This is a genomic window from Burkholderia torrens, from assembly GCF_984668525.1.
This window is the reverse complement of the sequence record NZ_OZ480212.1, coordinates 2,960,125-2,982,671: the sequence shown is the minus strand read 5'-3', so window position 1 is coordinate 2,982,671 and position 22,547 is coordinate 2,960,125. Positions and strand designations below refer to the sequence as shown.

Below are 22,547 nucleotides of genomic sequence, written 5' to 3'. Positions count from 1 at the left end.
CGCTTCGGAGCGATGCGCCGCGCGAGGCGGCGCGATCGGGTCAGAACTCATAGCCGACCTGGGCACGCACACCGGCATCGCCGACCGACGTGAGCGACGCCGCGCCGTTCACCAGCCACTTGCCGTTGCGCGAACGGTAGGTCGCGCCGGCGGCGACGGCCGAGCCGCTCTTGAAGTTCGCGGTGCCGACGGCCACGACCGTCTTGCCCGGCGCCGACGGCGTCATGTTCGGCATCGCCATCGCGGCGGCGATACCGGCGTACGCGTTCTTCGCGACGTCGTTGATCGCGCGGTTCGTGTCGTTGAAGCGGGCGTCGACGGATTCCATCGCACGGTCGAGCTGGCCCTTCGTCGCGGCATCGCTGGCGTTGATACCGTCCGCGATGTTGACGAGGCGGCGGTTGCCTTCTTCCGTGCCGTTACCGAACGACACCGTGTTGGCTTCCGTTGCCACGGAACCCTGGCCGATCGCGACCGAGCCGCTGCCCGTGGCCGATGCGCCCTGGCCGAGCGATGTGCTGTTCTCGCCCGATGCGACCGCGCCCTGGCCGACGGCCGAGCTGTTGCTGCCCGACGCCGCCGAGCCTTGGCCGAGCGCCGTGCCGTTTTCGCCCGAAGCTACCGCGCCTTGACCGAGGGCCGAGCCGTTGTCGCCGGATGCGACCGAACCCTGGCCGATAGCCGAACCGTTGTTGCCCGATGCCACCGCGCCCTGACCGACGGCCGATGCGTTTTCACCCGATGCGAGCGCGCTGTCGCCAATCGCCGAGCTGTTCTCGCCGGATGCCACCGCGCCTTCGCCGACGACGGTCGAGCCGTCGCCCGTACCCGGGCCGCCCGTGCCGGGGTTCGCTTCGAGATCGCCGAGGCGGTCGGACAGGTCGCCGAAGCGGCTCGACAGGTCGCCGAGCTGGCCGCTCAGGTCGCCGTACTGCTTCGCGAACTGCTCCTGCAGGTCGAACAGCTGGCTGCCGTTGATCGCGTCCATGCTCGTCGCGCTGATCTCGCCCGCGGCGACACGCTGCAGCTTCGTGCCGAACGTGCCGGCGAACGTCACCGTGTCGAAATTGAGGCCGGAGTCGTACGTAACCGCGCCGACTTCCTTGCCCGTGTAGTCGATCAGGCCGGTTGCGCGCAACTGCGACACCGTCACGACGTCGTCGTCGTCCACGCCGTTCGCGACGCCGGACAGTACGCGTGCGCCGCCGCTGCCGCCGAAGTTCACGGACTTGCCGCCCGTCGCCGCCGCGACCGTGATCGCGCCCGACGCATCCTGCTGGACGAGGCCGACCGAGCCGCTGCCGATCTGGTCGGCCAGCTTCGTGATTGCACCTTCGTTCACCGTCACGCGGTTGTCGACGTTCGTCACGCGGCCGTCGATGGCGGTGATCGCGGTCTCGTTGTTCGTCGTGCGGCCGTCGAGGTTGGTGATCGCGGTCTCGTTGTCCGTCACGCGGCCATCCAGGCCCGCGATCGCATCGTGGGTCTTGGTGAATTCGGCGTTCATCTGGCCGAGGTTCACCGCGTCCGAATCCAGCGTGCCGGCAGCGACGCCCGACAGCTTGCGGTCGCTCGTCTTGCTGGCGAAGTTCACCGTCGCGCCATCCGTGTTCGCGCCGACCGTCAGGTCGTCGCCCGCGTTGGCCTGCTGAACGAGGCCGAGCGATCCGCTGCCGATCTGGTCGGCCAGCTTCGTGATCGCACCTTCGTTCACCGTCACGCGGTTGTCGAGGCTGGTGATCGAGCCTTCGTTCGCCGTCACGCGGTTGTCGATGTTCGTGATCGTGGTCTCGCTGGTCGTCATGCGGCCGTCGAGATTCGTGATCGCCGTTTCGTTCGTCGAGACGCGGCCGTCGAGGCCCGAGATCGCGGCGTTCGTCGTCGCGAAGCCGGCATTCATCTGGCCGACGTTCACGGCGTCCGAATCCAGCATGCCGTCAGCGACGCCGGCCAGCCGGCGGTTGCTCGTGTTGCTGGCGAAGTTCACAGCCGCGCCGTCGGTGTTCGCGCCGACCGTCAGATCCGCGCCGGCCGCCGATTGCTGGACGAGGCCGATCGTGCCGCCCGACAACTCGCTCAACTGATCGTTGATCGACTTGATCTCGGTCGTATGCGTGGCGATGTTGCCCTTCGCGATCGTCATGTCGCCGTCGAGCGCGGCCACCTGCGTGTTGGTCGTCGACAACGCGGCGTTCGTTGCGGCAATGGCGGCGTTCGTCGTCGCGAGGCCGGCGTTCATCTGGCCGACGTTCACGGCGTCGGCATCGTCCGTGCCGGCTTCGATGCCCGTCAGCTTGCGATTGCTCGTCTTGCCGGCGAAGTTCACCGCGGCGCCGTCGGTGTTCGCGCCGACCGTCAGATCGTCACCCGCGTTGGCTTGCTGGACGAGACCGAGCGTACCGCTGCCGATCTGGTCGGCCAGCTTCGTGATCGCCCCTTCGTTCACCGTCACGCGGTTGTCGATGCTCGTGATCGCGCCTTCGTTGGCCGTCGTGCGGCCGTCGAGGTGGGTGATCGACGTTTCGGTGTTCGTGACACGTCCGTCGAGGTTCGTGATCGCGGTTTCGTTGCTCGTCATGCGGCTGCCGAGATCGGTGATTGCGGTCTCGTTGTTGGTCACGCGTCCGTCGATGGCGGTGATTGCACCTTCGTTGGTCGTCACGCGGCCGTTGAGGCTCGTGATCGCGGCGTTCGTGGTCGACAGGCCGGTGTTCATCTGGCCGAGGTTCACGGCGTCCGAATCGAGCGTGCCGTCAGCGATGCCGGTCAGCCGGCGGTTGCTCGTGTTGCTGGCGAAGTTCACTGCGGCGCCGTCGGTATTCGCGCCGACTGTCAGGTCGCTCCCTGCGCCGGCTTGCTGAACGAGACCGATCGTGCCGCTCGACAACTCGCCCAGCTTGTCGTTGAGCTTCGTGATGTCGGACGTGTTGGTCGAGATGCCGGTCTTGGCAGCCGTCATGTCGTTGTTCAGCGCGGTGATCTGGGTATTGGCCGTCGAAAGCGACGCGTTGGTCGCGGCGAGCGTGGTGTTGGTCGTCGACAGTGCCGCATTCGTCGCTGCGATCGAAGCGTTCGTCGTCGACAGGCCAGCATTCATCTGGCCGACGTTCACGGCATCGGTGTCTGCGGTACCAGAGGCGACGTTGGTGATCTGTCGTCGAAGCGTCGACGAACCGACCGACACGCTGTTGTCGCGGTCCGTGGTCGACGTGGCACCGAGTGCTACTGAGTCGGTGTGGGTCGCCTGTGCATTGACGCCCATTGCCACGCCGTGCGAGCCGCTTGCATTCGAACTCGAGCCGATCGCGACAGCGGCGCCGCCCGCGCTGCTCGACTGGAACCCGAGCGCCGTGCTGTTGTTGCCGCTGGCCACTGCACTGTTGCCAATGGCCGTCGCGTAAGTACCCACGGCGTTCGTGTTCGTGCCGATGGCAAGCGCGGCGGTGCCGGCCTGCGCGGCAACCGTGCTGTTACTCGTATCGATCTTGATGTACGTGTCGTTGACCTTCGTCGACAGCGCGGCATTCATCTGACCGACGTTCACGGCATCCGTGTCGTTGATGCCATCGGCCATGTTGACGATCCGGCGCGTAATTTTCGTTCCGTCTGCATTCGAGACGGCACCGACGGACACGGTGTACTGTTCGGTCGCGACGGAACCGGCACCCAATGCCACGGCATTGGCCGCGCCGGCGCTGGAAAGCACGCCGATTGCAACGGAGTTGGTACCTGTCACGGCCGCACCGCGACCGGCTTGAGTTGCCCCGCCGATGGCCACGCCGTAACTCGCGGAAACCGTGGTGTTCGCACCGATCGCTACACCGGCGCTATTTAGTGATGTGGCATTGTTACCCAGAACACTGGAATTTCCGCCGGCAGCCGAGGAGCTGTTGCCAATGGCGATATCGTTGGCGTTGACGGCGCTAGCGGTCTGTCCGGGGGCAGTCGAAATCGAAATGCCGTTGCCGTTGCTCCATCCGCCGGCCATGACACCGATTGCCCCCATCGTGCCGATCGAACCGCCGCCTGCCACTTGGCACACGCCCGCTGCATCGACCGTGCCGCTCGTCCCGTCTTCGGTCGTACACACTTCTGCCGCCGCCGCGCCGCCGATCGCCGCACCACCCAGCGCGATCGCGATCACCGCTTGCCGTGCCGCGCGCGACGAACCCTTCGAATGCGACTTCGCCGTCTCGGCCGCTGCCGTCCACGTGTTCGTCACGGCATTCCAAACGCTGCGATAGGTCTTGTTCATATCCCTACTCCTTTCAGTTTGTCAGTTCACAAACCGATGGTAGGGATCAGCCTTGTCCTAATCAGTCGTCCTTGGCTGATTCGAGATAGCAGCTGTGTGGGCCCAGTCCTACATGCGTGCGATCACCTCGCTGCCGCTTCCGTTTCCGCGGCGTGCGCCGCGCCCGAGCCCTCGGCCCCCGATTCGTAGTAGCTTTTCATGTGCTCGACGAACGCGCGCACGCGTGACGGCGTGTGCCGGTGTCGTGGATAGACCGCGTAGTAGTTCAGTCGCCCGAGCCGGTAGCCGGGCAGGATACGCACGAGCCGGCCCTCGGCAATATCGCGCGCCACCGTGAGATGCGTGAACGCGGCAATGCCGAGCCCCGCAACCGCGGCCGCGTGAACGGCGGTAATGGCGTCGATCCGCAGCGCGGCTTGCCCTGCGATGCTCGTCGTGTCGCCGTCGCCGTCGTCGGCCGTCAACGTCCAGTCGCCGTCGCCCTGCGGCTTGCGATGCATCAGCAGGTCGTGGCCGGCGAGGTCGACCGGCGACCTCGGCAGGCCGCGCCGCGCGACATAGGCAGGCGCGGCGACGAGGATCTCGTCCGAACGCGTCAGCGTCCTCGCGACCAGTTCCGAATCCGACAGCGTCCCGGTGATCCGCAATGCCACGTCGAAGCCGTCCGCGATGAGATTGACGAAGCGGTCGCTGCACGAAATATCCAGTTGGACCTTCGGATAGCGCGCCCGAAACGCCGGCAGCCACGCGCCCATTTCGAACGTGCCGATCGCCATCGGCATCGACACGCGCAACAGCCCGCTCGGCTCCGCCCGTTCGATCGATAGCGCGTCGGCTGCGGCATCGACGCGATCGAGAATGTCGACACACGACGCGTAGTACCGCTCGCCGTCTTCCGTCAGCGAGAAATGGCGCGTGCTGCGCTGGACGAGCTGTACGCCGAGCCGGGCCTCAAGCTGTCGCAACTGGCGCGACACCGTGGAGTGCGTCATGTCCAGCCGATCGCCCGCGATCGAGAAGCTGCGCGTCTCGACCAGCGTGCGGTATACGCGCATTGCCAGCAGTTGATCCATGGAACGGCTTCCTACGCATGTCCGGTTTGTCCGTCGGCCCGACGAAGATCGCTGGCGCACATCTTATCCCGAGCAGCGGATACGGAAGCACCGGCCGGCTCGCGTCGACGAACGAATAGGACCGGTCCTATTCAGTCTCCTTCACCCGTGATCGATACTCGATTCGATCGCGCGGTCACGCCGTCCGGAACTGTGCGCCGCGCGCACAGGTCATGTGCGCTCGCGCGGTAGCCGGATACCAGCCCGCTCCCTAAACTCGCCTCATCCACTGACGAACCGGAGTACAACATGTCTCACCCCACCATCCTCGCCATCGTCGGCGCTTCGCAGCCGACCGAGCTGTCCCGCACCGGCACGGCGCTGCTCGTCATCGACTTCCAGAACGAGTATTTCAGCGGCCGCATGCCGATTCCCGACGGCATGGCGGCGCTGAGCAACGCGAAGCGACTCGTCGGCATGGCAGATCGTCACGCAATGCCGGTGTATCACGTGCAGCACGTGAACCCGGCCGGTGCGCCGGTATTCGCCGAAGATTCGCCGACCGTCGAATTCCACGATGCGCTTCGACCCGAGCCGCATCATCGCATCGTGCAGAAGTCCAACGTCAGCGTGTTTCAGGGTACCGACATCGAACGACGACTGAAGGCCGACGGCATCGGGACCGTGATCATCGCCGGCCTGATGACGCACGCGTGCGTCGCCGGCGCTGCGCGTGATGCGGCGCCAGCCGGGTTCGAGGTGATCGTCGCGTCCGATGCGGCGGCGACGCGCGATATCGATTCGCCGGCCGGCGGAACCGTCGATCATGCCGAGCTGCACGCGGCGTCGCTGGTCACCGTCGCCGATACGTTCGGCGCGGTGATGTCGACCGACGCGATCCTGGCCTTGCACGTTCGCTGATCGGGCGGTCGGTCCATTGCGCGATCGCGCTCCCACAATTTAAGGAATGCAAATGAAATCAATCCATAAGTATCTCGCCGCTGCCACTGCCGTGTTTGCGCTTGCCGCGCCGTTTGCCACCGCAACGCATGCCTCGGAAAGGGCCAAGGCGGCTCCGCAGCCGCTCGTATCCTTTCCCGTCTCCGACCTGAAATGGCGCGAGTTGCCGGGCACCGGCGGCATCAAGGTCGCCGACCTGCGGGGCAGCATCACCGGACACGGTCCGTACGACGCATTCGTGATTTTCCCGGCCGGCAAGGACAATCCGTATCACCTGCATACGCAGAACCTGCCGACGGTCGTGCTGAAGGGCACGTTCTACGCGATCATCGACGGCAAGCGTACCGAGTACCCGGCGGGTTCCTTCTACAATTTGCCCGCCGACATGCCGCATTACAGTGGTTGCGAGAAGGGCGAGGACTGCCTGCTGTTCCAGTACCAGGCCGATCACTTCGATCTCGTGCCGGTGGCGAAGAAGTAAGCCGGGCGGCAAGCTCCACGGGCGCGCTTCGATCGCGCTTTCGCACGGCTGTTTCAGATCGTCGATTGGGCTGACCGAGCCGTATTCAGACGGGCGGCGCTTGCGTCGCGCGCCGTTGAAGCGCTTCCCGCGCCAGCGTTTCCACATCCGCGAGCCGCGTATCGAACGACGTCATGTCGTTGTCGTGTACAAGGGCCTGCAGTTCACCGACCGCATCCGCGACGCCATGCTCGTGAATCGTCGCAAACGCACCACGCAGCGAATGGAGTTCGTGCCGCAGCGCGGCGACGTCATCGCGTGCCCGTGCATCGCGAATCCCCGCGAGCGATTTCACGAGGCTCGTTTCCAGCAACGTGTGAACGTCCGGCGGCAACGGCCCTTCCGCCAGATCGACGAGCGCGCGCCGGGCCGGTGCCTGCGCGGCGACCGCATGCGCATACCGCCGCACGGTGCGGTCGATCGTATCGAGCAGTACCGGCTTCACGAGCACTGCGACGATGCCCGCTTCCGCGCAGCGCGCATGCTCGGCCGCGCTCGCATGCGCGGTGACGGCCACCACCGGCATCTCCGGATACTGCGAACGCAGCACGCGCGCGAGCGTGTAGCCGTCCATGCCCGGCATGTTCAGGTCGGTCATCACGAGGTCGTAGCGCCCATCGGCACAGCGCCGCAGCGCCGCCGCGCCTTCCTCCGCCGCATCCGCCGCATAGCCGAGCGTGACGAGCTGGCCCTGCAGCAGCGTGCGGTTCACCGGATGATCGTCGACGACGAGCACGCGCGCGGTGACGGCCGGCAGCGCGGCATCGTCGGCCTGCGCAGCGTCGTGTTCGGCGACCTGCGCGTCGGTGGCCGGACGCAGCGGCAGCGTGACGACGAAGGTACTGCCCTTGTCGGGCTCGCTCTTCACGTCGACCGTGCCATGCATCATCTGCGTGAGCTGTTTCGTCAGCGCGAGCCCGAGCCCCGTGCCGCCATAGCGGCGCGTGATCGACGTATCGGCCTGCGTGAACGGGCGGAACAGCCCCGCGCGCTGCGCGTCCGTCATCCCGATGCCCGTGTCGCTGACGCCGATCGCGATCGGCGAAGCCGGGTCCGTGTCGTCGCGCAGGTACACCTCGAGCGTGATTTCGCCGTGGTTGGTGAACTTGATCGCGTTGCCGACGAGGTTCGCGGCGATCTGGCGGATCCGCGTCGGGTCGCCGAGATAGCGCGCGGGCAACGCATCGTCGACGAACACGTCGAACTGTAGTCCCTTCGCTGTCGCGAGCGGCTCGAACATCGCGCCGGTCTGCCGGATCGTTTCCGCGAGGTCGAACGGGATTGCCTCGATCGTCATCTGGCCGGCCTCGATCTTCGACAGGTCGAGGATGTCGTTGATCAGGTCGAGCAGCACCGACGACGCGCCTTCCACCGTGTGCAGCCGTTCACGCTGCGTGTCGGCCAGCGGCTCGCGGCCGATCAGTTCGAGGTTGCCGAGGATCGCGTTCAGCGGCGTGCGGATCTCGTGGCTCATCGTCGCGAGGAACGCGGATTTCGCGTTGTTCGCGGCGTCGGCCGCTCGCGCCGCTTCGTCGAGCCGGCGCTCGATGTTCTTCTGCGACGTGATGTCGGAGAAGTTGCACAGCACGACGTCCGTATCGCGAAAGCGCGTGCGGACCAGATTGACGAGCAGGTCGACGGTTTCGCCGCCGGCGGTGGGCAGCGTCACGTGCAGATCGGGTTGCCATGCGGCGGCGGCAGGTGAGCGGTCGAAGCGTTCGAGCAGCCTTGCCGGCAACGAAGGTTCGCCCGCACGGCGCGCATCGTAGTCGCGCATCGTGTCGTTCTGCAGCAGCACCGTGCTGTCCGCGAGCGACAGCAGCGCGATGCCGGACGGCGCGGCTTCGACGATCGTCCGGTTGAGGTTCTCGCTGTCGATCACGCGGCGCGTGCGTGCATCGTCGGGTTTCAGCACGCGGCGGTCGAAGCGCACGAGCAGCCACCAGACGAGCGCGATCACCGCGAGCATGATCGCGACGTACCAGCCGGCACGCAGGCCGATCGTCGCGAGCAGCGAGCGCAGCGTGAATGCCTGCACGAGCGTCCAGTCGGTTTCGGGAATAGGCTGGCTCAGCGAAAACAGGCCGTCGCCGAAGGCCGTGCGCGGGCCGCCGCGGCGCGCTGCCTCGCGCGTCTGCGTATCGAGGCGTTCGATCGTGGCGCGCGTGCGGTCGTCGTCGGCCGCGGTGCCCGCGCGCAGCAACGTGCGGCCGTGCGCATCGACGACGATCGCCGCGTCGGTCGTATCGCCCGCGGACAGACGCGTGCGCAGCACGTCGACCGGCAGCGTCGACAGGAACACGGCGCGCGGCGATTGCCTTTCGTACACGGCGCCGGCGATCCGGAACACGTCGCGTCGCTGCACGGGGTCGTAGACGGGCGGATGCCATTCGTATTGCCCGGGCGGCGGCGTGCCGACGCCGGCGGCGACCTTGGCGACGAGCGTGGCCGCATCGGTGGCGGGCGACGCGGTGAGCGGATCGGGCGGCACCGGCTCCGGAATCACGACGGCGAAGCTCCGGTCGGGGCGATACGCGTAGCCGGCAATCGCGCGGTCGGCATCGTGCTTCGCGACGTACGCGCCGACGCGATAGCTCATGTCGCTCGCCATCGCGAGATCGTGTGCGTAGCTGTCGGCCGGGTGCGCGAGCGACAGGTCGGCCAGCACGAGCGTCGGCGGGAAAGTCGGGCTGCCCTGGATGACCAACCGGCCGTGGCCAGCCGCAAGCGCGGCCACGCGTGCCGGATCGGTTGCGCGGGAATTCCACACGGCTTCGTCGTGCGTGACGAGCGTGTCCATGCCCGTCGTGCGCATCTTGAATTCGATCTGGACGAGGAACTGGCGCACCGCGAACGTCGTATAGCGCGCCTGGATCGCCTCGCGCGCCATTGTGTACAGCATCAACCCGCTCGCGAGCAGGATCGCGACCGTCACGGCCGCGCCGCCGGCATAGAGCAGCGCGCGCTGGCGGCGACCGACGCGGGTCGGCGCGGCGGACGCGTGCGCCGCGGCGGAGCGGGAATGATCGGGTGCGGCGCGGTGGTCCATCGGGAGCGGGGCGGTCGGCCAGGGTGCCCCCATGATAATGGAGTCCGATCAGTGCGCAATGGGCGCCTGTCAGGGTTGCCGGGTGCCGGCGGGCTGGCCGGCGGCACGGCGGCTGCGCCGCCGGACCGGCTATCGTCGCGGCGCCGCTTCGTCGTCGGCGGCCGGCATCCCCGGCTCGCACGTGACGAGCCGATAGCCGAAGCCGTACATCGTCATCATCTTCACGCCGTGCCGGCCGTCGAGTTCGAGACGGTCGCGCAGATACGCGACGTGCGTGTCGAGCCGCCGGCTGGACGCGGCGACGAGCGACCCCCACACGAGCTGGCTCACATGCGCGCGGTCGAGCGCGCGCCCCATGTTCAGGAAGAACGCGGTCGCGATCTGGAAATGCTTCTCTGTCAGCACGTGCTCGCGGCCGGCGACGTTCACGCTGCGCGTGGCCGTATCGAATTCGAACGCGCCGATGCGCCAGTGGCGATGATGGGTCGCGCGATGATGCGACCAGCGCAGCCAGGTCGCGATGCTGGCGATCAGCGTGTCCGGCGGCACGGCGTATGGATGATGCTCGTTCGCGCCGGCGACGAAACACGCGGAACGCGCGAGCTCTGCGTCGCGCTGGCTGATCGACACGATCGCCACGGTGCCGGCGAAACGCGCGCGCAGCGCACGGATCGCGTCCGTCGTGCGCCGGCAGGCCGTCTCGCACTGCACGATGAAGAGATCGAACGCGCGCGTGTCGCAGGCCGCGAGCAGGTCGGGCAGATACTCGAAGCGCGACGGCCGGTAGCCGGCGCGGCGCAGGATGTCGTCGATGCGCAGGCGATCATAGCCGTAACCGGCGCGACGCAGCCGGTCGTCGAACGTGCCGCGGCTCGGATGGTCGATCGTCAGGATCGCGATGGAGGTGGAAGGAGCGTCGGTCACGATGCGGGCGGGCGATGCCGGTGCGGCGCGGATGCGGCGTGCGTACGCGGTCGGACGAAAAGAGGCGGGATCATGGCCGGACAGGTTCCGGGCAGCTAGCGGCGTGACGCCGTCCAAAAAAGTCCCGCCGGGGAGGGCGGGAAAAGTATCGACTATGGAGCCTGTACTCCAGGAGGCAACGGAGAACAAGCAAGCCGATTCTGGTCGGTTCGGAGTCTGAAGAAAATCAGCCCAGTCTGAAATTGCAGGCGGTGCAATCGATGCCGCCGCGGTTTGGGACTGGGCTGACATCCGGCATAACCGGATTCGGACCACGGGCCGTCTCGATTTGCCGACAATGACGGCAACCCGGCGCCGCGTGCGGCAATCGTTTCGCGTCGTGCACCGGCGTGCTTTCCGGCTTGCCATCGAACATGAAACCGTCTTTCCGAATCGCTGCACTGGCCGCGTGGCTCGCACTGAGCCTCGCCGGCACCGCGTTCGTCATCTCGCGCGCCGTGTCCGACGCGTACAACCGCTTCTTCCAGGATTCGAGCATCACGATCCGCCTGCTCGCGCAGAAAGCCGCGCAGCACGAGGCGATCCTCGCGACGCTCGGCGCATCGTCGCTCGCTGCGCCGCCCGCGCACATGCTCGACAACCTGCGCGAGCGGATGCCGCAGCTCGACGGGCTCGCGTACTGGCGGCCGGGCGCGGGCTGGCAGACCGACGGCGGTCCCGCGCCCGCCGCGCTGCCGCAGCAGCGGCCCGGCAAGCCGTTCACGCTCGCGTTCGACGGCCCCGCCGCGTACTGGCTGATCGCGGGGACCGGCTGGGCCGTGCGCGTCGATCCTCGGCAGATGCTGCAGCCGGGCGATTGGTCCACGGCGATTTCGTCTGCGGCGCTGGAATTGCGCGACCGGCGCGTCGAGCTGCTGCAACGCGTGAATGGCGGTGCGACACCGTTGTGGACGATGCATCTCGAGAAACACCTGCCCGCGCAGCCGCAGGCGTTCGTGCTGCGCACGACGCGCACGCTGACGGCCGCCGATCTGCCGTGGCTGCCGATTGCGCTGTGGAATGCGGTGGCGGCGCTGCTCGCGGCGGGCCTGCTCGGCGCATGGCGGTTGCGCGAGGCGCGGCGCCGCGAGGATGCGCGTGCGCGCCTCGACCGCTTCGGCCGGCTCGACACCTTCGGTGAAATGGCCGCCGGCCTCGCGCACGAGCTGAACCAGCCGCTGACGGCGATCATCAGCCACACGCGTGCGGCCGAACGCCTGCTTGATCAACCCGACGAGCGCGACAGCGTGCGCCGCGCGCTGCAGACGAGCGTCGCGCAGGCCAAGCGCGCGGCGGCGATCCTGGAGCGCTTGCGCGAAGCCGTGACGACCGCACACGGCGGCGAGCGCCGCGCGATCGATCCCGATGCGGTCATCGATACGCTGCTGTTCCTGTACCGAGACGACTGCGCACGCGAGCACATCGCGCTGGGCTGGCACAACGCGGCGGCGGGCGAGCGGCCGTTCGCCGAGCCGATCGCGGTCGAGCAGATCCTGCACAACCTGATCCAGAACGCGCGCGACGCGCTGGCCGGCGCCGGTGCGGGCGTAGCACGCGGCGAGATCCGCATCAGCGGCGCGCGCGTCGGCAGGCATTACCGCTTCAGTGTCGTCGACAACGGCCCCGGCGTGCCGGACGACGCGCTGCCGCGCCTGTTCGAACCGTTCTTCACGACGCGCGCCCGCGGGCTCGGTCTCGGGCTGCCGCTGTGCGACACGCTCGCGCAGCGCCAGGACGGTACGCTGACCGTGCGAAATTTGCCGTCGGGCGGTGTCGAGGCTGCATTACTGTTGCCGCTGGCAGGGGAGGCCGCGTGAACGATTCGCTTCAGCCTCATTCACTGAGCGACGCATCGGTCGTCGCGATCGTCGATGACGACGAAGCCGTGCGCGACGGTCTCGCGCTGCTGCTGCGCACGGTAAGCGTCGCGACGCGCTGCTATCCGGACGCATCGGCCTTTCTTGCCGACGCCGACGATCCGGCGCTCGGCTGCGTGCTGCTCGACATCCGGATGCCGGGGATGAGCGGCCTCGACGCGCTCGACGAGCTGCGCGCACGGCGCGACCTGCCGGTGATCGTGATGACGGGCCACGGCAACGTCGACGCATGCCGGCGTGCGTTCAAGCGCGGCGCGCTCGATTTCCTGCGCAAGCCGGTGGACGACGACGAGCTGATCGACGCGGTGCAGCAGGCGCTGCGCCGCCAGGCCGCGCAACGCGGGCAGGACGATGCCGGCCAGACGCGCACGACCCGTGTCGCGACATTGAGTACACGCGAACGCGAGGTGCTGGAAGGGATCGTGCGCGGCTGGAGCAACAAGGAGATCGCACGCGAGCTCGGGCTGTCGCCGCGCACGGTCGAAACCTATCGCGCGAACGTGTTCGACAAGCTGCAGGTCGCGTCGCTGGTCGAACTCGTGCGCGATTACGCGGCGCTCGCGGGTGGGTCGCCTCCGTAGCGCTACGGAGGCGCGCCCCGTACGCGACCGGGTTCAACGATCGTTGTTCGATTCCTACGATGACGGCTTCTCCGACATGCCATTCATCGTCAAGGAATCGAACGAATCATGATCAAGCGCTTTGCCCTGCCGTCCACGCTCGCCCTGCTGTTCTCGGGTACGGCCTTCGCCGACACCGTCACCGCACCGGAAACGAAGAAGGCCGCCGACCTCGGCGACGCCGGCTACTACGCGACCGGCCGCATCATCGGCGCGTTCGACAACGCGGTGAACATGGAGCTGACGAGCCCGCGTGTCGCGAGCCGCGTCGGCGGCCCGGAGACGGGTTCGAACGTCACCGGCTCGCTCGGCCTCGGCTACCAGTTCGGCAACGGCTGGCGCGCGGAAGGCGAATACGTGTTCAAGCGCAACAACAACTTCACCAGCTACTGGGCGCCGTTCGACGCGAACGCGAACGCGTTCCACGTGTCGGCGCAGCGCCTGATGCTGAACGGCTACAAGGACTTCGACCTCGGCCGCGGTTTCTCCGTGTACGGCACGCTCGGCGTCGGTGTCGCGATCGTGTCGGCCGACGGCTGGCAGACCAACGCGTCGCGCCGCTTCGCGTCGAAGACGCAGACGAACCTTGCCTACTCGGCCGGCGCCGGTGTGAGCTACGCGATCAACAAGCGCTTCTCGATCGACCTCGGGTATCGCTATGTCGACATGGGCAACGTCGAGACCGGCTTCAACACGTTCGCGAACCGCATCAACGCGCGCGACGAGCAACTGAAGGCGAAGCTGTCGTCGAACGAAGTGTTCATCGGGTTGCGCGGGCGGTTCTGACGGACACGTCCGCAGCGGAACGATGCGTGGCATGTGCAGGGACGTATCGTTCGCTCCGACCCCAGAGCGGCAGTAGGACCAGGCTGACTGCCGTATCGGACTGAAGTAACACAGTCCGATTTACCGCAACCGGTGCGACGGCGATACTCGGAGCCATTCGTTCAACTACGGGAGCACGGATTGCCGCGGCGGATGTCGCGCAATGCGTCGTCGACATCATGAGCATGCAGGACATCACCGGGCATTACGCGATTCCGCTCGCGCATCCGTTCTCGGATGTGCCGCCGCCGTACGGCCGGCGACGCCGGCCGTTCGTGGCGAGCCGGCGGCCGCAGCCGATCGTGTTCGATCTGAAGGGCGCGAGTCATGCGGCGGCGCCGTCGACAGGGCAGGTTGCGACGGCGTCACGCGCAACGAAGGCGCACAAGGCAGCAAAGGCCGTGCGTGCGGAGGATTTCGGTTCGGACAACAAAGCGTGGGTCAGGCCGCACCCGATGCGCCGTGGCTGGCGGCTGACGCTGATGGCCTGCGCGCTGTTCGGCGCCGCATGCATCCTCGCGACGCATCTGGTCGACGAGCGTCAGCATGCGGCGGGACACGGCGCGGTGTACGAGGCGTCGATCTCGGTGGCGCCGGCGGCTGCGGTCGCTGCCACGCAGGTCGCGAAGGCTACCGGCCGGCCGGCGGAAGTGGCGATCGTGCAGGCCGATCGTGCGTCGCCGGCGAATGAACAGGTGGCCCACGCGGCGACGGTCGCGGCGGAAGCGGCATCCGCCGAATCGCACGCACGGCACGCCGGCCGTGCAGCACCGGCGAGCGCGCCGGTAGCCGTTGCGATGGTCATCGCATCGGATGCCGTCGTCGCGGAAGCAGCGGCGCCGCGTGCCGAACGCGCATCGTCGGCCAGCAGGAAGCCGGTCGCCGTCGCGGCGCGTTCGGCGGCGAAGCCTGCCGCCACGTTGCGCGGCAAGAAGGCGAAGGATGTGGCATCGAATGCGCATGCCGTGCCGAACGCAGCCACGGCGTCTCGTGGGGTGACGACGCATGCATCGCGGGAGCAGGCCGCACGGGTGGCAGAAGCGCCGGCAGCCGCGCCGGTATCGAGTTCGGCCCGGGCCGTCGGCATGACTGCCGCCGAGTTCACGCAATGGCTCGCGGCGACGCGCGACACGCCCCGGCCGGCAGCGGGCGGCACGGACCTCACGGTCGACCTGCCGGGTCACACGCGGTTGATCGGGCACTGACGTACCGATCGATTGCAGGCGATACCGGATCGATACGCGGAAAGTTCTCCGCTCTTGAGCGGCCGCTCGTTTCGTCTGGCCGCATCTTTTTTTGAGGCATGCGTCGGGTCGCCATGCATGCATCGACCAGCATCACCGCGATCGATGCGTAATGTGAACACAGAATCGGACTCGACCGATTCCCAGTGCTTTTCGTTTCCGTGACAATCGAGTTTCTGCGGCCCGGCACACACCCGTGTGCCGGATCATGGAGATATCTCCTCTTGGCGGCCGGTCCTCTCGACTGGTCGCCTTTTTTTATTCCCGTTCGCTACCGGAGCACATGATCGCGATGCAGATCGACCGCCTGATCCCAGAAATCCTGTTCGGCTTCACGGGCCTGATCGGCATCATTAACCCGTTCGGCATGGCGTTCGTGTTTCTCGAACGTACGCAATCGCTGACCGAAGCCGAGCGCGCGACGCTGTCGAAGCAGCTCGCGACGAACGTGTTCTTCACGCTGCTCGTGATCTTCTTCATCGGCGCGCCGGTGCTGAACTTCTTCGGAATCTCGATGGAGGCGTTGCGGATCGGCGGCGGCTTCGCGGTCGCCGTGGCCGGCTGGTCGATGCTGAACGCGCCGGACGTACCGGCCGGCGGCGACGTCGCCGTGCATGGCGACGATCTGCAGAAGTTGATGTCGCGTGCGTTTTTCCCGCTGACGGTGCCGCTGACGATCGGCCCCGGCTCGATCGCGGCCGGCATCGCGCTGCATGCGAACCGTGCGCATACGGCGAGCGACTATCTGTTGTCGGGCGTGGTATCGGTTGCGGTCGCGGCGCTGGTCGCGTTCGCGATCTGGCAGATCTACAGCCGCGCGACGACGCTCGCGCGCTATCTCGGCAGCGAGGGGACGAAGGTCGCGATGCGCGTGTCCGCGTTCCTGCTGCTATGCGTGGGCGTGCAGATCATGCTGACGGGGTTGGCTGCGTTCGTTCAGACTTTGAGCGGGCAGGCGGGTTGACGAGCGATCCGCCGCAATGCGGGCAGCATCGCGTCTCGCCATCAACGGTCGACTGCTTGCGCTCCAGCGCCGACGCCACCAGTTCCGCGCCCATGATCCCCGTCGGGAACGCGATGATCCCGTAGCCGAGCAGGATCGCGCACGACGTGATCAGCCGGCCGAGGGGCGTGACGGGCGTGAGGTCGCCGTAGCCGGTCGTGCTCATCGTCACGGCCGCCCAGTAGACGCCCACCGGAATGCTCGTGATCCCATGCTCGGGCCCTTCGACGAGAAAGATCACGGTGCCGAGAATCACGACGAGCACGAACATCCCGCCGATGAACACGAAGATCTTGCGCCGCGCGCGCGTGAGCGCACGGATCAGCATCTGGCCTTCCTCGAGATAGATCGACAGCCCGAGGATGCGGAACACGCGCAGCAAACGCAGCAGCCGCACGTCGATCAGCGCGTGCAGGCCGGGGAAGAAGAACGCGAGATAGGTCGGCAGCACCGACACGAGATCGACGATCCCGAAGAAACTGCGCGCGTACGCGGCCGGCTTCTTCGCGGTGCAGAGGCGCAGCAGGTACTCGGCCGAGAACAGCAGCGTGAACGCCCATTCGGCCGCGTAGAGCGTGTGGCCGTATTGCGCGTGCAGTTCCTTCACGCTGTCGGCCATGACGACGAGCACGCTCGCGACGATCAATGCGAGCACGGCGACGTCGAGCTTGCGGAGGAACGAAGGGCGGCGCGCGCACTGCGTGACGGCAGCGCGCACCGTGTCGAAGGAGGATTGGATCGGCGAAATCATGCGCCGCAGTTTACGGACGGCGTTTCGCAGAGCCTATAAGACGTGTCTGATTCCGGCGCCGGCCCGGCTGGCCGCGGCCGACGCGCGGATGTGACGATGCGGCCTCGCGCCGCATCTCATCCGCCGGCCAGCATTACTGCCCGAAGCGTTGCGCGACGGCGTCCTTCAGCCGCGCGGCGGTCAGCTCGCCCATGTGCGATTCGACGAGTTCGCCTTTCGCGTTGAAGAACAGCGTGGTCGGCAGTCCGCGCGATCCATAGGCATGCATCGCGTGCAGCGACGGATCGAGCAGCACGTGATCGAAGCGCAGGCCCTTTTGTTCGAGGAACGCACGCACGACTTGCGCACTTTCGCCCTGGTTGATCATCAGCACCGTGATGCCAGGATGGTCACGCTGCGCCTGTTCGAGAATCGGCATCTCGCGCTGGCATGGCGGGCACCATGTCGCCCACAGGTTCACGACGACTGGCTTGCCGACGAAGCTCGCCGGCAGCACGGGCGCTGCATCGAGTGTTTGAAGCTGCATCGAGGCCAGCGGCGGTGCACTCTGCTGCAACGTCGCCAGCGTGCCTTGCGCGACGCCCCACGCACCGAGGCCTGCGACGATGCCGGCCAGCACCGGTCGCCGCAGCGCGGGCAAGCGGCGCAAGCGCCAGCCCGCGAACACCAGGGCGGCCGCCAGGCCGATGCGCCAGTCGAAGCCGCCGTCGCCGAGCGCGATGATCGAGCGCGGCGATGCCGCATAGTCGCTCCACCACTGCGCGATATAGCCGACGCGCGCGGCAACCAGCCCGAGCAGCAGCACGTCGAGGATCAGGCTCGACGCCGTCTTGTGATGCCCGTCAGGCGGGCGGCGCTGGATGAAACGCGCGACGAGCCACGCCAGCAGCGCGGCGGCGGCTACCGCGACGACGCGGATCGAGAAGGGACCGATGCTCAGCATGAAAAGGAACGGTTGGACGTGGACGGGCGTGGGAGGAGAAGTGATTGTCCGCCGCGGCGATGAAACCGTCGACGGCGATGTCGGCGTTTCGACCGGTTGCCACGTATGGGGGTTCCATTCGAGAACGTAACGGCGTATTGCGGATTCGACGCATGCGCATGGGTCAGGACTGCGCGATTTTCATGCAGACGCCGAGCGAATCAGACCAGTCTGATGGTCAGCGGATTTCCGCTCATCAACAATACGCATACCGGTGAGATGTGGTGTCCTCCGGCATCCCGAACAGGGATCTCTCCTTGACGGCCGCTCCTGTCGCGAGTGGCCGCTTTTTTTGGTGTCGTGCGGGCGGGCGTGAATGCCTTGTGGCGGTCGGTGGGCGCGGCCGCATCCGATGCATATCGGCTGGTTCAACGGAATAGGAACGCTGCCAGATGCGAGCACAGGGCATTCACTCGCGCATTGCCTGACACCCGGTTTGCGACCGGAGAGGTCGTCCGTTGGCGGCGGCACAGGGGCTGCCGCCATGGCCCGACGGGCCGCGCATCCGCGATCCGTCGGGCGTCGGGTCTTACAGCTTCTTCGACGCTGCCGCTGCCGCGTCGGTCTGCGTTCCCGCGGTCGCCGGATCGAGCGTCGCGAGCGTCTTCTCGGTGAATTTCTCGTACAGCCAGTCCATGCGCATGCTGTCGATGCCGGCGATACCGCCGAGCGCATACGACGCCGACACCTTGAAGTGGTCGACCGGATGATTGTCGGCATCGGTGAGCGTGACGGTGCCGTCGACGTAATCGCTGCCGGCCATGAAGCCGAACATGACGGCCGAGAAACTCGAGCGCACGCGAATGCCGGTGACTTCGACGTTCAGGTGCATCGCGTCGGTTGCATCCGCTTTGGCCAGCAACTGGCGTGCGTCCAGTGCGTGTTCGATTTTCTCCTGCAGTTTCTTCGCGTCGAACTTCAGGTTGTCTTTCAACGCTTCCTGCGCGGCATTGTCGAGCGTGACCTTCACGATCACGGGTTTCTTGCCGAATGGGGTCGTCGATGCGGTCACGGCGGCCCCTGCCGGACCGCTGGCGTCGCGCGTCACGCTGCTGGCGCAGCCCGACAGGAAGCCGATCGTCACGAATGCCAGGGCGGCATGACGGATAAGAGATTTCATGATTTGGTCTTTTGATTGAGGTTATTTGAATGGGCGCTATGGCCGAGCGGGAATCTAACACGGCGCGATCCGGTTCAATTCGTCGAATAGATCGAGAATCGATTCGGTGTTCGACCGGCGCGGTGCGTTTGCACCGGAGAATGGCCGGGATAATGTGCGGCGAGCGATGGACGGCGTTGGAGATTTGTTATTGCTTTCGCGGCGGCATCTCTTGGCGGGTGATTACCGGCCGTTGTCCGGTACCGCTTCACCCAACCGATACGCCGTAAAGAACTCATACCACTGCGTCCCTTCCCCGACGGGCACGTCGAGCGCCGTCGTCCGCCGTTTCAGCGCGCCGAACACGTCGTCGATGAGCGCCCTCAGCGTACTGTCGCGGAACGGAACCGGTTGTGTCCGCCCCGCGGCGAACGCGCCGTATGCGATGGCCAACAGGCGTGCGCGGTCATCGGTGTCCGCGATGGCCCGGTTGATCGTTTCGACGAAGTGTGGCCGGTCTTCCGCGTGCGGCGTGGACAGGCACAGGTACACGATCGCCGACAGTTCGTGCCGATCCTTCACCCGCAGCAACGCAGGCAGTTGCGCGACGATCCGTTCCACCGGTTCTTCCTGCAGCGCAGTGCCGAAGTCGAGCACGGCGGTCATCGGGTTGCTGTCCGTTTTCAGGCGTTCGAGCGCAGGCGGTGTGCTTGACGCGCCGTTCTGCATGGACCGCAGCGCATCGGCCACCTGCTGCGTCCATTCCGGAAAGATCATCCGCACGTTGCCGAACTGCTCGCCGCCTTCGGCCGCCGGATTCCACCGATAGACGATCGTGCCGCCGCGAATGAACGGCGAATACAGGTGCTCGGGCGTTTGCGGCAGCGGCCGCCGGTTGATCGGCAGCCAGGCGAGCGTCAGCCAGTCGTAGCGGCCTGTCGCGGGCACCGACGGGCTCGAACTCGCGACGACCTGCCACGTGCCGCGGTTCGCATAGCGGCGACGTGCGTCGGGCACGGTGACGGTCCGGCCTTTCGCGGTGTCGAAATACGTCGTGCCGGTGACGCTCTCGCCGCTGTCCGCCGCCGGCGTGATGGTCGAAATGACCCACGATGCACCATCTGCCGAACGGTAGTCGGACAGCTGCAGCGTCGCCACATCGTGCACCATGCGCGTTTCCGCCGCGACGGGGCTCGGGGGGAGATTGGCGGGAGCGGCCAGGATGCTCGGCATGGACTTTCCTCGGAATCGGGTGCGCATCGTCGAGCGGGGGCGAGGCGCGGCGGTGCGGGTTGTTTCTCGTAACTGTAGGACGTCGCTACAGGTATCGCGAGGAATCCGCCGTGCAGGGAGAGGAATGACATGGATCCATGCAGTGTAGTAACGTACCTACATATATGGATTCCAGGAGTTCATCGTGACCATTACCACGCTCTCGAGTCGTGAACTCAACCAGGACGTGACCAAGGCAAAGAAGGCGACAAAGAACGGCCCCGTGTTCATCACCGACCGCGGCAAGCCTGCCCATGTGCTGCTGAGTTTCGAGGAATACCAGCGTCTCACCCGGCAGCGGCGCAACATTGCCGACTCGCTCGCCATGCCAGGTGTCGAGGACATCGAATTCGATCCGCCGCGCGCAAGCGTCAAGACCAAGGCGGTCGATTTCTGATGATGTTCGTTCTCGATACCCATGTGGTTTCGGAACTCCGGAAAGTGCGGGCGGGCAAGGCGGACAGGAACGTGGCGGCCTGGTGTTCGACCGTCGATGCGTCGGCGCTGTTTGTCTCGGCCATCACGATCATGGAACTGGAGACAGGTGTTTTGCAGATCGAGCGCAGAGACGCGGAACAGGGGGCGCTACTCAGGGCATGGCTTGACGGGCACGTCCTGCCCGAGTTCGCGGGTCGCGTGTTACCGGTCGATACTGCTGTCGCCCAACGATGCGCACGGCTCCATGTGCCGGACCGGCGGTCCGAGCGGGACGCGCTCATTGCTGCGACGGCGATCGTGCATGGCATGACGGTCGTGACGCGCAACGTTGCCGATTTTGTTGAAACCGGTGTTGCCATCCTGAATCCATGGGATTGAGCGAATCAGTCAACTGTCTCACGAGGGAAATCGGATTCCGCGCATCACTATCAACTGGCCGACGCGGCGGCGCTGCCGTTCGATGCGGCCAGCTTCGATTTCGTGATGGCGTACAACGTGCTCATGGATCTCGACGACATGCAGCGCGCGTTGATCACGCATCTCCCATCGTGCGCTGCTCTGCCAGCACGTCATCGAGCGTGCGCCCATGGCCGCGCTTCACGATGCGCAGGTCATAGCCGGCGGCCTCCAGGAGGCGAACGAGCGCAGATACGCTCATGTCGCCTTGCGCGAGTGTCTCCATATGTGCGAGCGTCGTCCGCGCGATATCGGCGTGCTCGGCCAGCTCTTTCTGAGAAAGCCCCGCTGCATGGCGAGCATCTCTCAGCATCTCTCCTACATCTGCCAATGTCGTCATTTGTAGCCCAAGAGATACAAAAACGGACGTGAATAGAGATTCTGTGTCCTGGGGGCTACCAGGCCGTCGAAGCGACCACGACTGTGATCGAGCATCCCGCTCGATTGTGCGGATTAATCCAAGCGGCCGGCGCTTGCTCGAGTTCCAGTATCCAGTGCGTTGAAACAGTGGGCGCGTGTGCCGCTGTTTCTGTGGATCAATGCATGGCCGCTGGGGTGGGTGTTCGCTCCGACGCACTCAGCGCGTCAGCGCCTTCCGGTAAACAACGCCACCCGTTTTCTCCGCGACCGTGTCGTAGAGCCGCTGCGCCGTGTGATTCGTCTCGTGCGTTTGCCAGTACACGCGTTCGGCGCGATGCCGGCGCGCGGCGTCGTACACGGCTTCGATCAGTGCGCGGCCGACGCCCTTGCCGCGTTCGCTGTCGAGCGTGAAGAGATCCTGTAGATAGCAGGACGGCCCGGCGTGCGTTGTGCTGCGGTGATACAGAAAATGCACGAGCCCGACGAGCCGGCCGTTGCGCTCGGCGACGAACGCATGCACCGGTTCGTACCCGTCGAAGAAGCGCGACCACGTGAGCTGCGTGACGTGCAGCGGCAGCGCGGTGTCGTCGAAGCGGCCGTAGAAGCGGTTGTAGCCGTCCCACAGCGGCAGCCATTGGTCGTAGTCGTCTTCCCGGACTGCGCGTACGGTCGGGCTGGTGTCGCTGGCGCTCATATTTGCGAACCTTTCAAAGAGGGGGCGCGTTGCCCGTTCGGCGGGCACGTCGCAGGCCTCTACGATAGGAAGTTCGCGACGCGACGGGTAGGCCCATGACGACCTTGCTTTCTGGTGCCACGGCCAC

Annotated in this window: 19 protein-coding genes and 1 pseudogene; 10 read left to right on the top strand and 10 right to left on the bottom strand. The window is 66.4% G+C overall.

The genetic code is table 11. The features are described from left to right. Window positions 1–40: 40 nt before the first annotated feature. Together AC5LXX_RS29655 and AC5LXX_RS29650 are read right to left on the bottom strand one after the other, a co-directional pair. Entirely contained in the window at window positions 41–4,255 is a 4,215-nt protein-coding gene (locus AC5LXX_RS29655) for an ESPR-type extended signal peptide-containing protein (protein WP_493412114.1), read from the bottom strand. Window positions 4,256–4,377: 122 nt separating this feature from the next. Beyond that, complete coding sequence (locus AC5LXX_RS29650) at window positions 4,378–5,328, bottom strand: LysR family transcriptional regulator (protein ID WP_493412113.1); 951 nt, start codon at window positions 5,326–5,328, stop codon at window positions 4,378–4,380. Window positions 5,329–5,616: 288 nt separating this feature from the next. On the opposite strand from AC5LXX_RS29650, the gene AC5LXX_RS29645 reads away from it, so the two are divergent. Both AC5LXX_RS29645 and AC5LXX_RS29640 read left to right on the top strand, forming a co-directional pair. Then, window positions 5,617–6,228, top strand: coding sequence for an isochorismatase family protein (locus tag AC5LXX_RS29645; protein WP_493412112.1), 612 nt, complete (start codon window positions 5,617–5,619; stop codon window positions 6,226–6,228). 52 nt (window positions 6,229–6,280) lie between these two features. Further along, entirely contained in the window at window positions 6,281–6,748 is a 468-nt protein-coding gene (locus AC5LXX_RS29640; protein ID WP_493412111.1) for a cupin domain-containing protein, read from the top strand. Window positions 6,749–6,833: 85 nt separating this feature from the next. Here AC5LXX_RS29640 and AC5LXX_RS29635 read toward each other — a convergent pair whose 3' ends face one another. Continuing rightward, window positions 6,834–9,869, bottom strand: a complete 3,036-nt coding sequence (locus AC5LXX_RS29635; protein ID WP_493412110.1) for an ATP-binding protein — start codon at window positions 9,867–9,869, stop codon at window positions 6,834–6,836. Between the two features lie 96 nt (window positions 9,870–9,965). Further along, window positions 9,966–10,760: a winged helix-turn-helix transcriptional regulator gene (locus tag AC5LXX_RS29630; RefSeq protein WP_493412109.1), complete on the bottom strand. Its 795-nt coding sequence runs from the start codon at window positions 10,758–10,760 to the stop codon at window positions 9,966–9,968. Between the two features lie 413 nt (window positions 10,761–11,173). On the opposite strand from AC5LXX_RS29630, the gene AC5LXX_RS29625 reads away from it, so the two are divergent. The 5 genes from AC5LXX_RS29625 (at window position 11,174) to AC5LXX_RS29605 (ending at window position 16,329) form a co-directional block, all read left to right on the top strand. Then, complete coding sequence (locus AC5LXX_RS29625; RefSeq protein ID WP_493412108.1) at window positions 11,174–12,616, top strand: sensor histidine kinase; 1,443 nt, start codon at window positions 11,174–11,176, stop codon at window positions 12,614–12,616. Then, the gene (locus AC5LXX_RS29620) at window positions 12,613–13,257 is read left to right on the top strand and encodes a response regulator transcription factor (protein WP_493412107.1); all 645 of its coding nucleotides are present in this window, start codon (window positions 12,613–12,615) and stop codon (window positions 13,255–13,257) included. Before AC5LXX_RS29625 ends, AC5LXX_RS29620 begins: the two co-directional genes overlap by 4 nt. A 108-nt stretch (window positions 13,258–13,365) precedes the next feature. Beyond that, complete coding sequence (locus tag AC5LXX_RS29615) at window positions 13,366–14,082, top strand: outer membrane protein (RefSeq protein WP_493412106.1); 717 nt, start codon at window positions 13,366–13,368, stop codon at window positions 14,080–14,082. A 224-nt stretch (window positions 14,083–14,306) separates the two neighbouring features. Beyond that, window positions 14,307–15,326 (top strand): serine protease, encoded by a 1,020-nt coding sequence (locus tag AC5LXX_RS29610; protein ID WP_493412105.1) that lies wholly within the window; start codon window positions 14,307–14,309, stop codon window positions 15,324–15,326. A gap of 331 nt (window positions 15,327–15,657) precedes the next feature. After that, window positions 15,658–16,329, top strand: a complete 672-nt coding sequence (locus AC5LXX_RS29605) for a MarC family protein (RefSeq protein ID WP_493413440.1) — start codon at window positions 15,658–15,660, stop codon at window positions 16,327–16,329. Here AC5LXX_RS29605 and AC5LXX_RS29600 read toward each other — a convergent pair. The 4 genes from AC5LXX_RS29600 to AC5LXX_RS29585 all read right to left on the bottom strand — a co-directional run bounded on the left by AC5LXX_RS29600 (window position 16,274) and on the right by AC5LXX_RS29585 (window position 20,433). Further along, the gene (locus AC5LXX_RS29600; RefSeq protein ID WP_493412104.1) at window positions 16,274–17,119 is read right to left on the bottom strand and encodes an ion transporter; all 846 of its coding nucleotides are present in this window, start codon (window positions 17,117–17,119) and stop codon (window positions 16,274–16,276) included. The genes AC5LXX_RS29605 and AC5LXX_RS29600 overlap by 56 nt on opposite strands. 133 nt (window positions 17,120–17,252) lie before the next feature. Then, the gene (locus AC5LXX_RS29595) at window positions 17,253–18,062 is read right to left on the bottom strand and encodes a TlpA family protein disulfide reductase (protein WP_493412103.1); all 810 of its coding nucleotides are present in this window, start codon (window positions 18,060–18,062) and stop codon (window positions 17,253–17,255) included. A 568-nt stretch (window positions 18,063–18,630) separates the two neighbouring features. After that, a complete protein-coding gene (locus tag AC5LXX_RS29590) occupies window positions 18,631–19,221 on the bottom strand; it encodes a DUF4410 domain-containing protein (RefSeq protein WP_493412102.1) in 591 nt (196 codons plus the stop codon). Between the two features lie 222 nt (window positions 19,222–19,443). Then, the gene (locus AC5LXX_RS29585; protein ID WP_493412101.1) at window positions 19,444–20,433 is read right to left on the bottom strand and encodes a hypothetical protein; all 990 of its coding nucleotides are present in this window, start codon (window positions 20,431–20,433) and stop codon (window positions 19,444–19,446) included. A 184-nt stretch (window positions 20,434–20,617) separates the two neighbouring features. Here AC5LXX_RS29585 and AC5LXX_RS29580 point away from each other — a divergent pair, with 184 nt between their 5' ends. The 3 genes and pseudogenes from AC5LXX_RS29580 to AC5LXX_RS29570 form a co-directional block, all read left to right on the top strand. Next, window positions 20,618–20,869, top strand: a complete 252-nt coding sequence (locus tag AC5LXX_RS29580; protein ID WP_493412100.1) for a type II toxin-antitoxin system Phd/YefM family antitoxin — start codon at window positions 20,618–20,620, stop codon at window positions 20,867–20,869. Beyond that, on the top strand, window positions 20,869–21,288 hold the full coding sequence (locus AC5LXX_RS29575; protein WP_493412099.1) for a type II toxin-antitoxin system VapC family toxin: 420 nt from the start codon (window positions 20,869–20,871) through the stop codon (window positions 21,286–21,288). The genes AC5LXX_RS29580 and AC5LXX_RS29575 overlap by 1 nt, the downstream gene beginning before the upstream one ends. A gap of 30 nt (window positions 21,289–21,318) precedes the next feature. Continuing rightward, a pseudogene (locus tag AC5LXX_RS29570) lies at window positions 21,319–21,441 on the top strand (methyltransferase domain-containing protein); the annotation flags it as partial. A gap of 1 nt (window position 21,442) precedes the next feature. On the opposite strand, the gene AC5LXX_RS29565 reads toward AC5LXX_RS29570, so the two are convergent. Both AC5LXX_RS29565 and AC5LXX_RS29560 read right to left on the bottom strand, forming a co-directional pair. Next, window positions 21,443–21,706 carry a helix-turn-helix domain-containing protein gene (locus tag AC5LXX_RS29565; protein WP_493412098.1) on the bottom strand — a complete coding sequence of 88 codons (264 nt, stop codon included), beginning with the start codon at window positions 21,704–21,706 and terminating at the stop codon, window positions 21,443–21,445. 237 nt (window positions 21,707–21,943) lie between these two features. Then, window positions 21,944–22,420 (bottom strand): GNAT family N-acetyltransferase, encoded by a 477-nt coding sequence (locus tag AC5LXX_RS29560; RefSeq protein ID WP_493412097.1) that lies wholly within the window; start codon window positions 22,418–22,420, stop codon window positions 21,944–21,946. Between the last annotated feature and the right edge of the window lie 127 nt (window positions 22,421–22,547).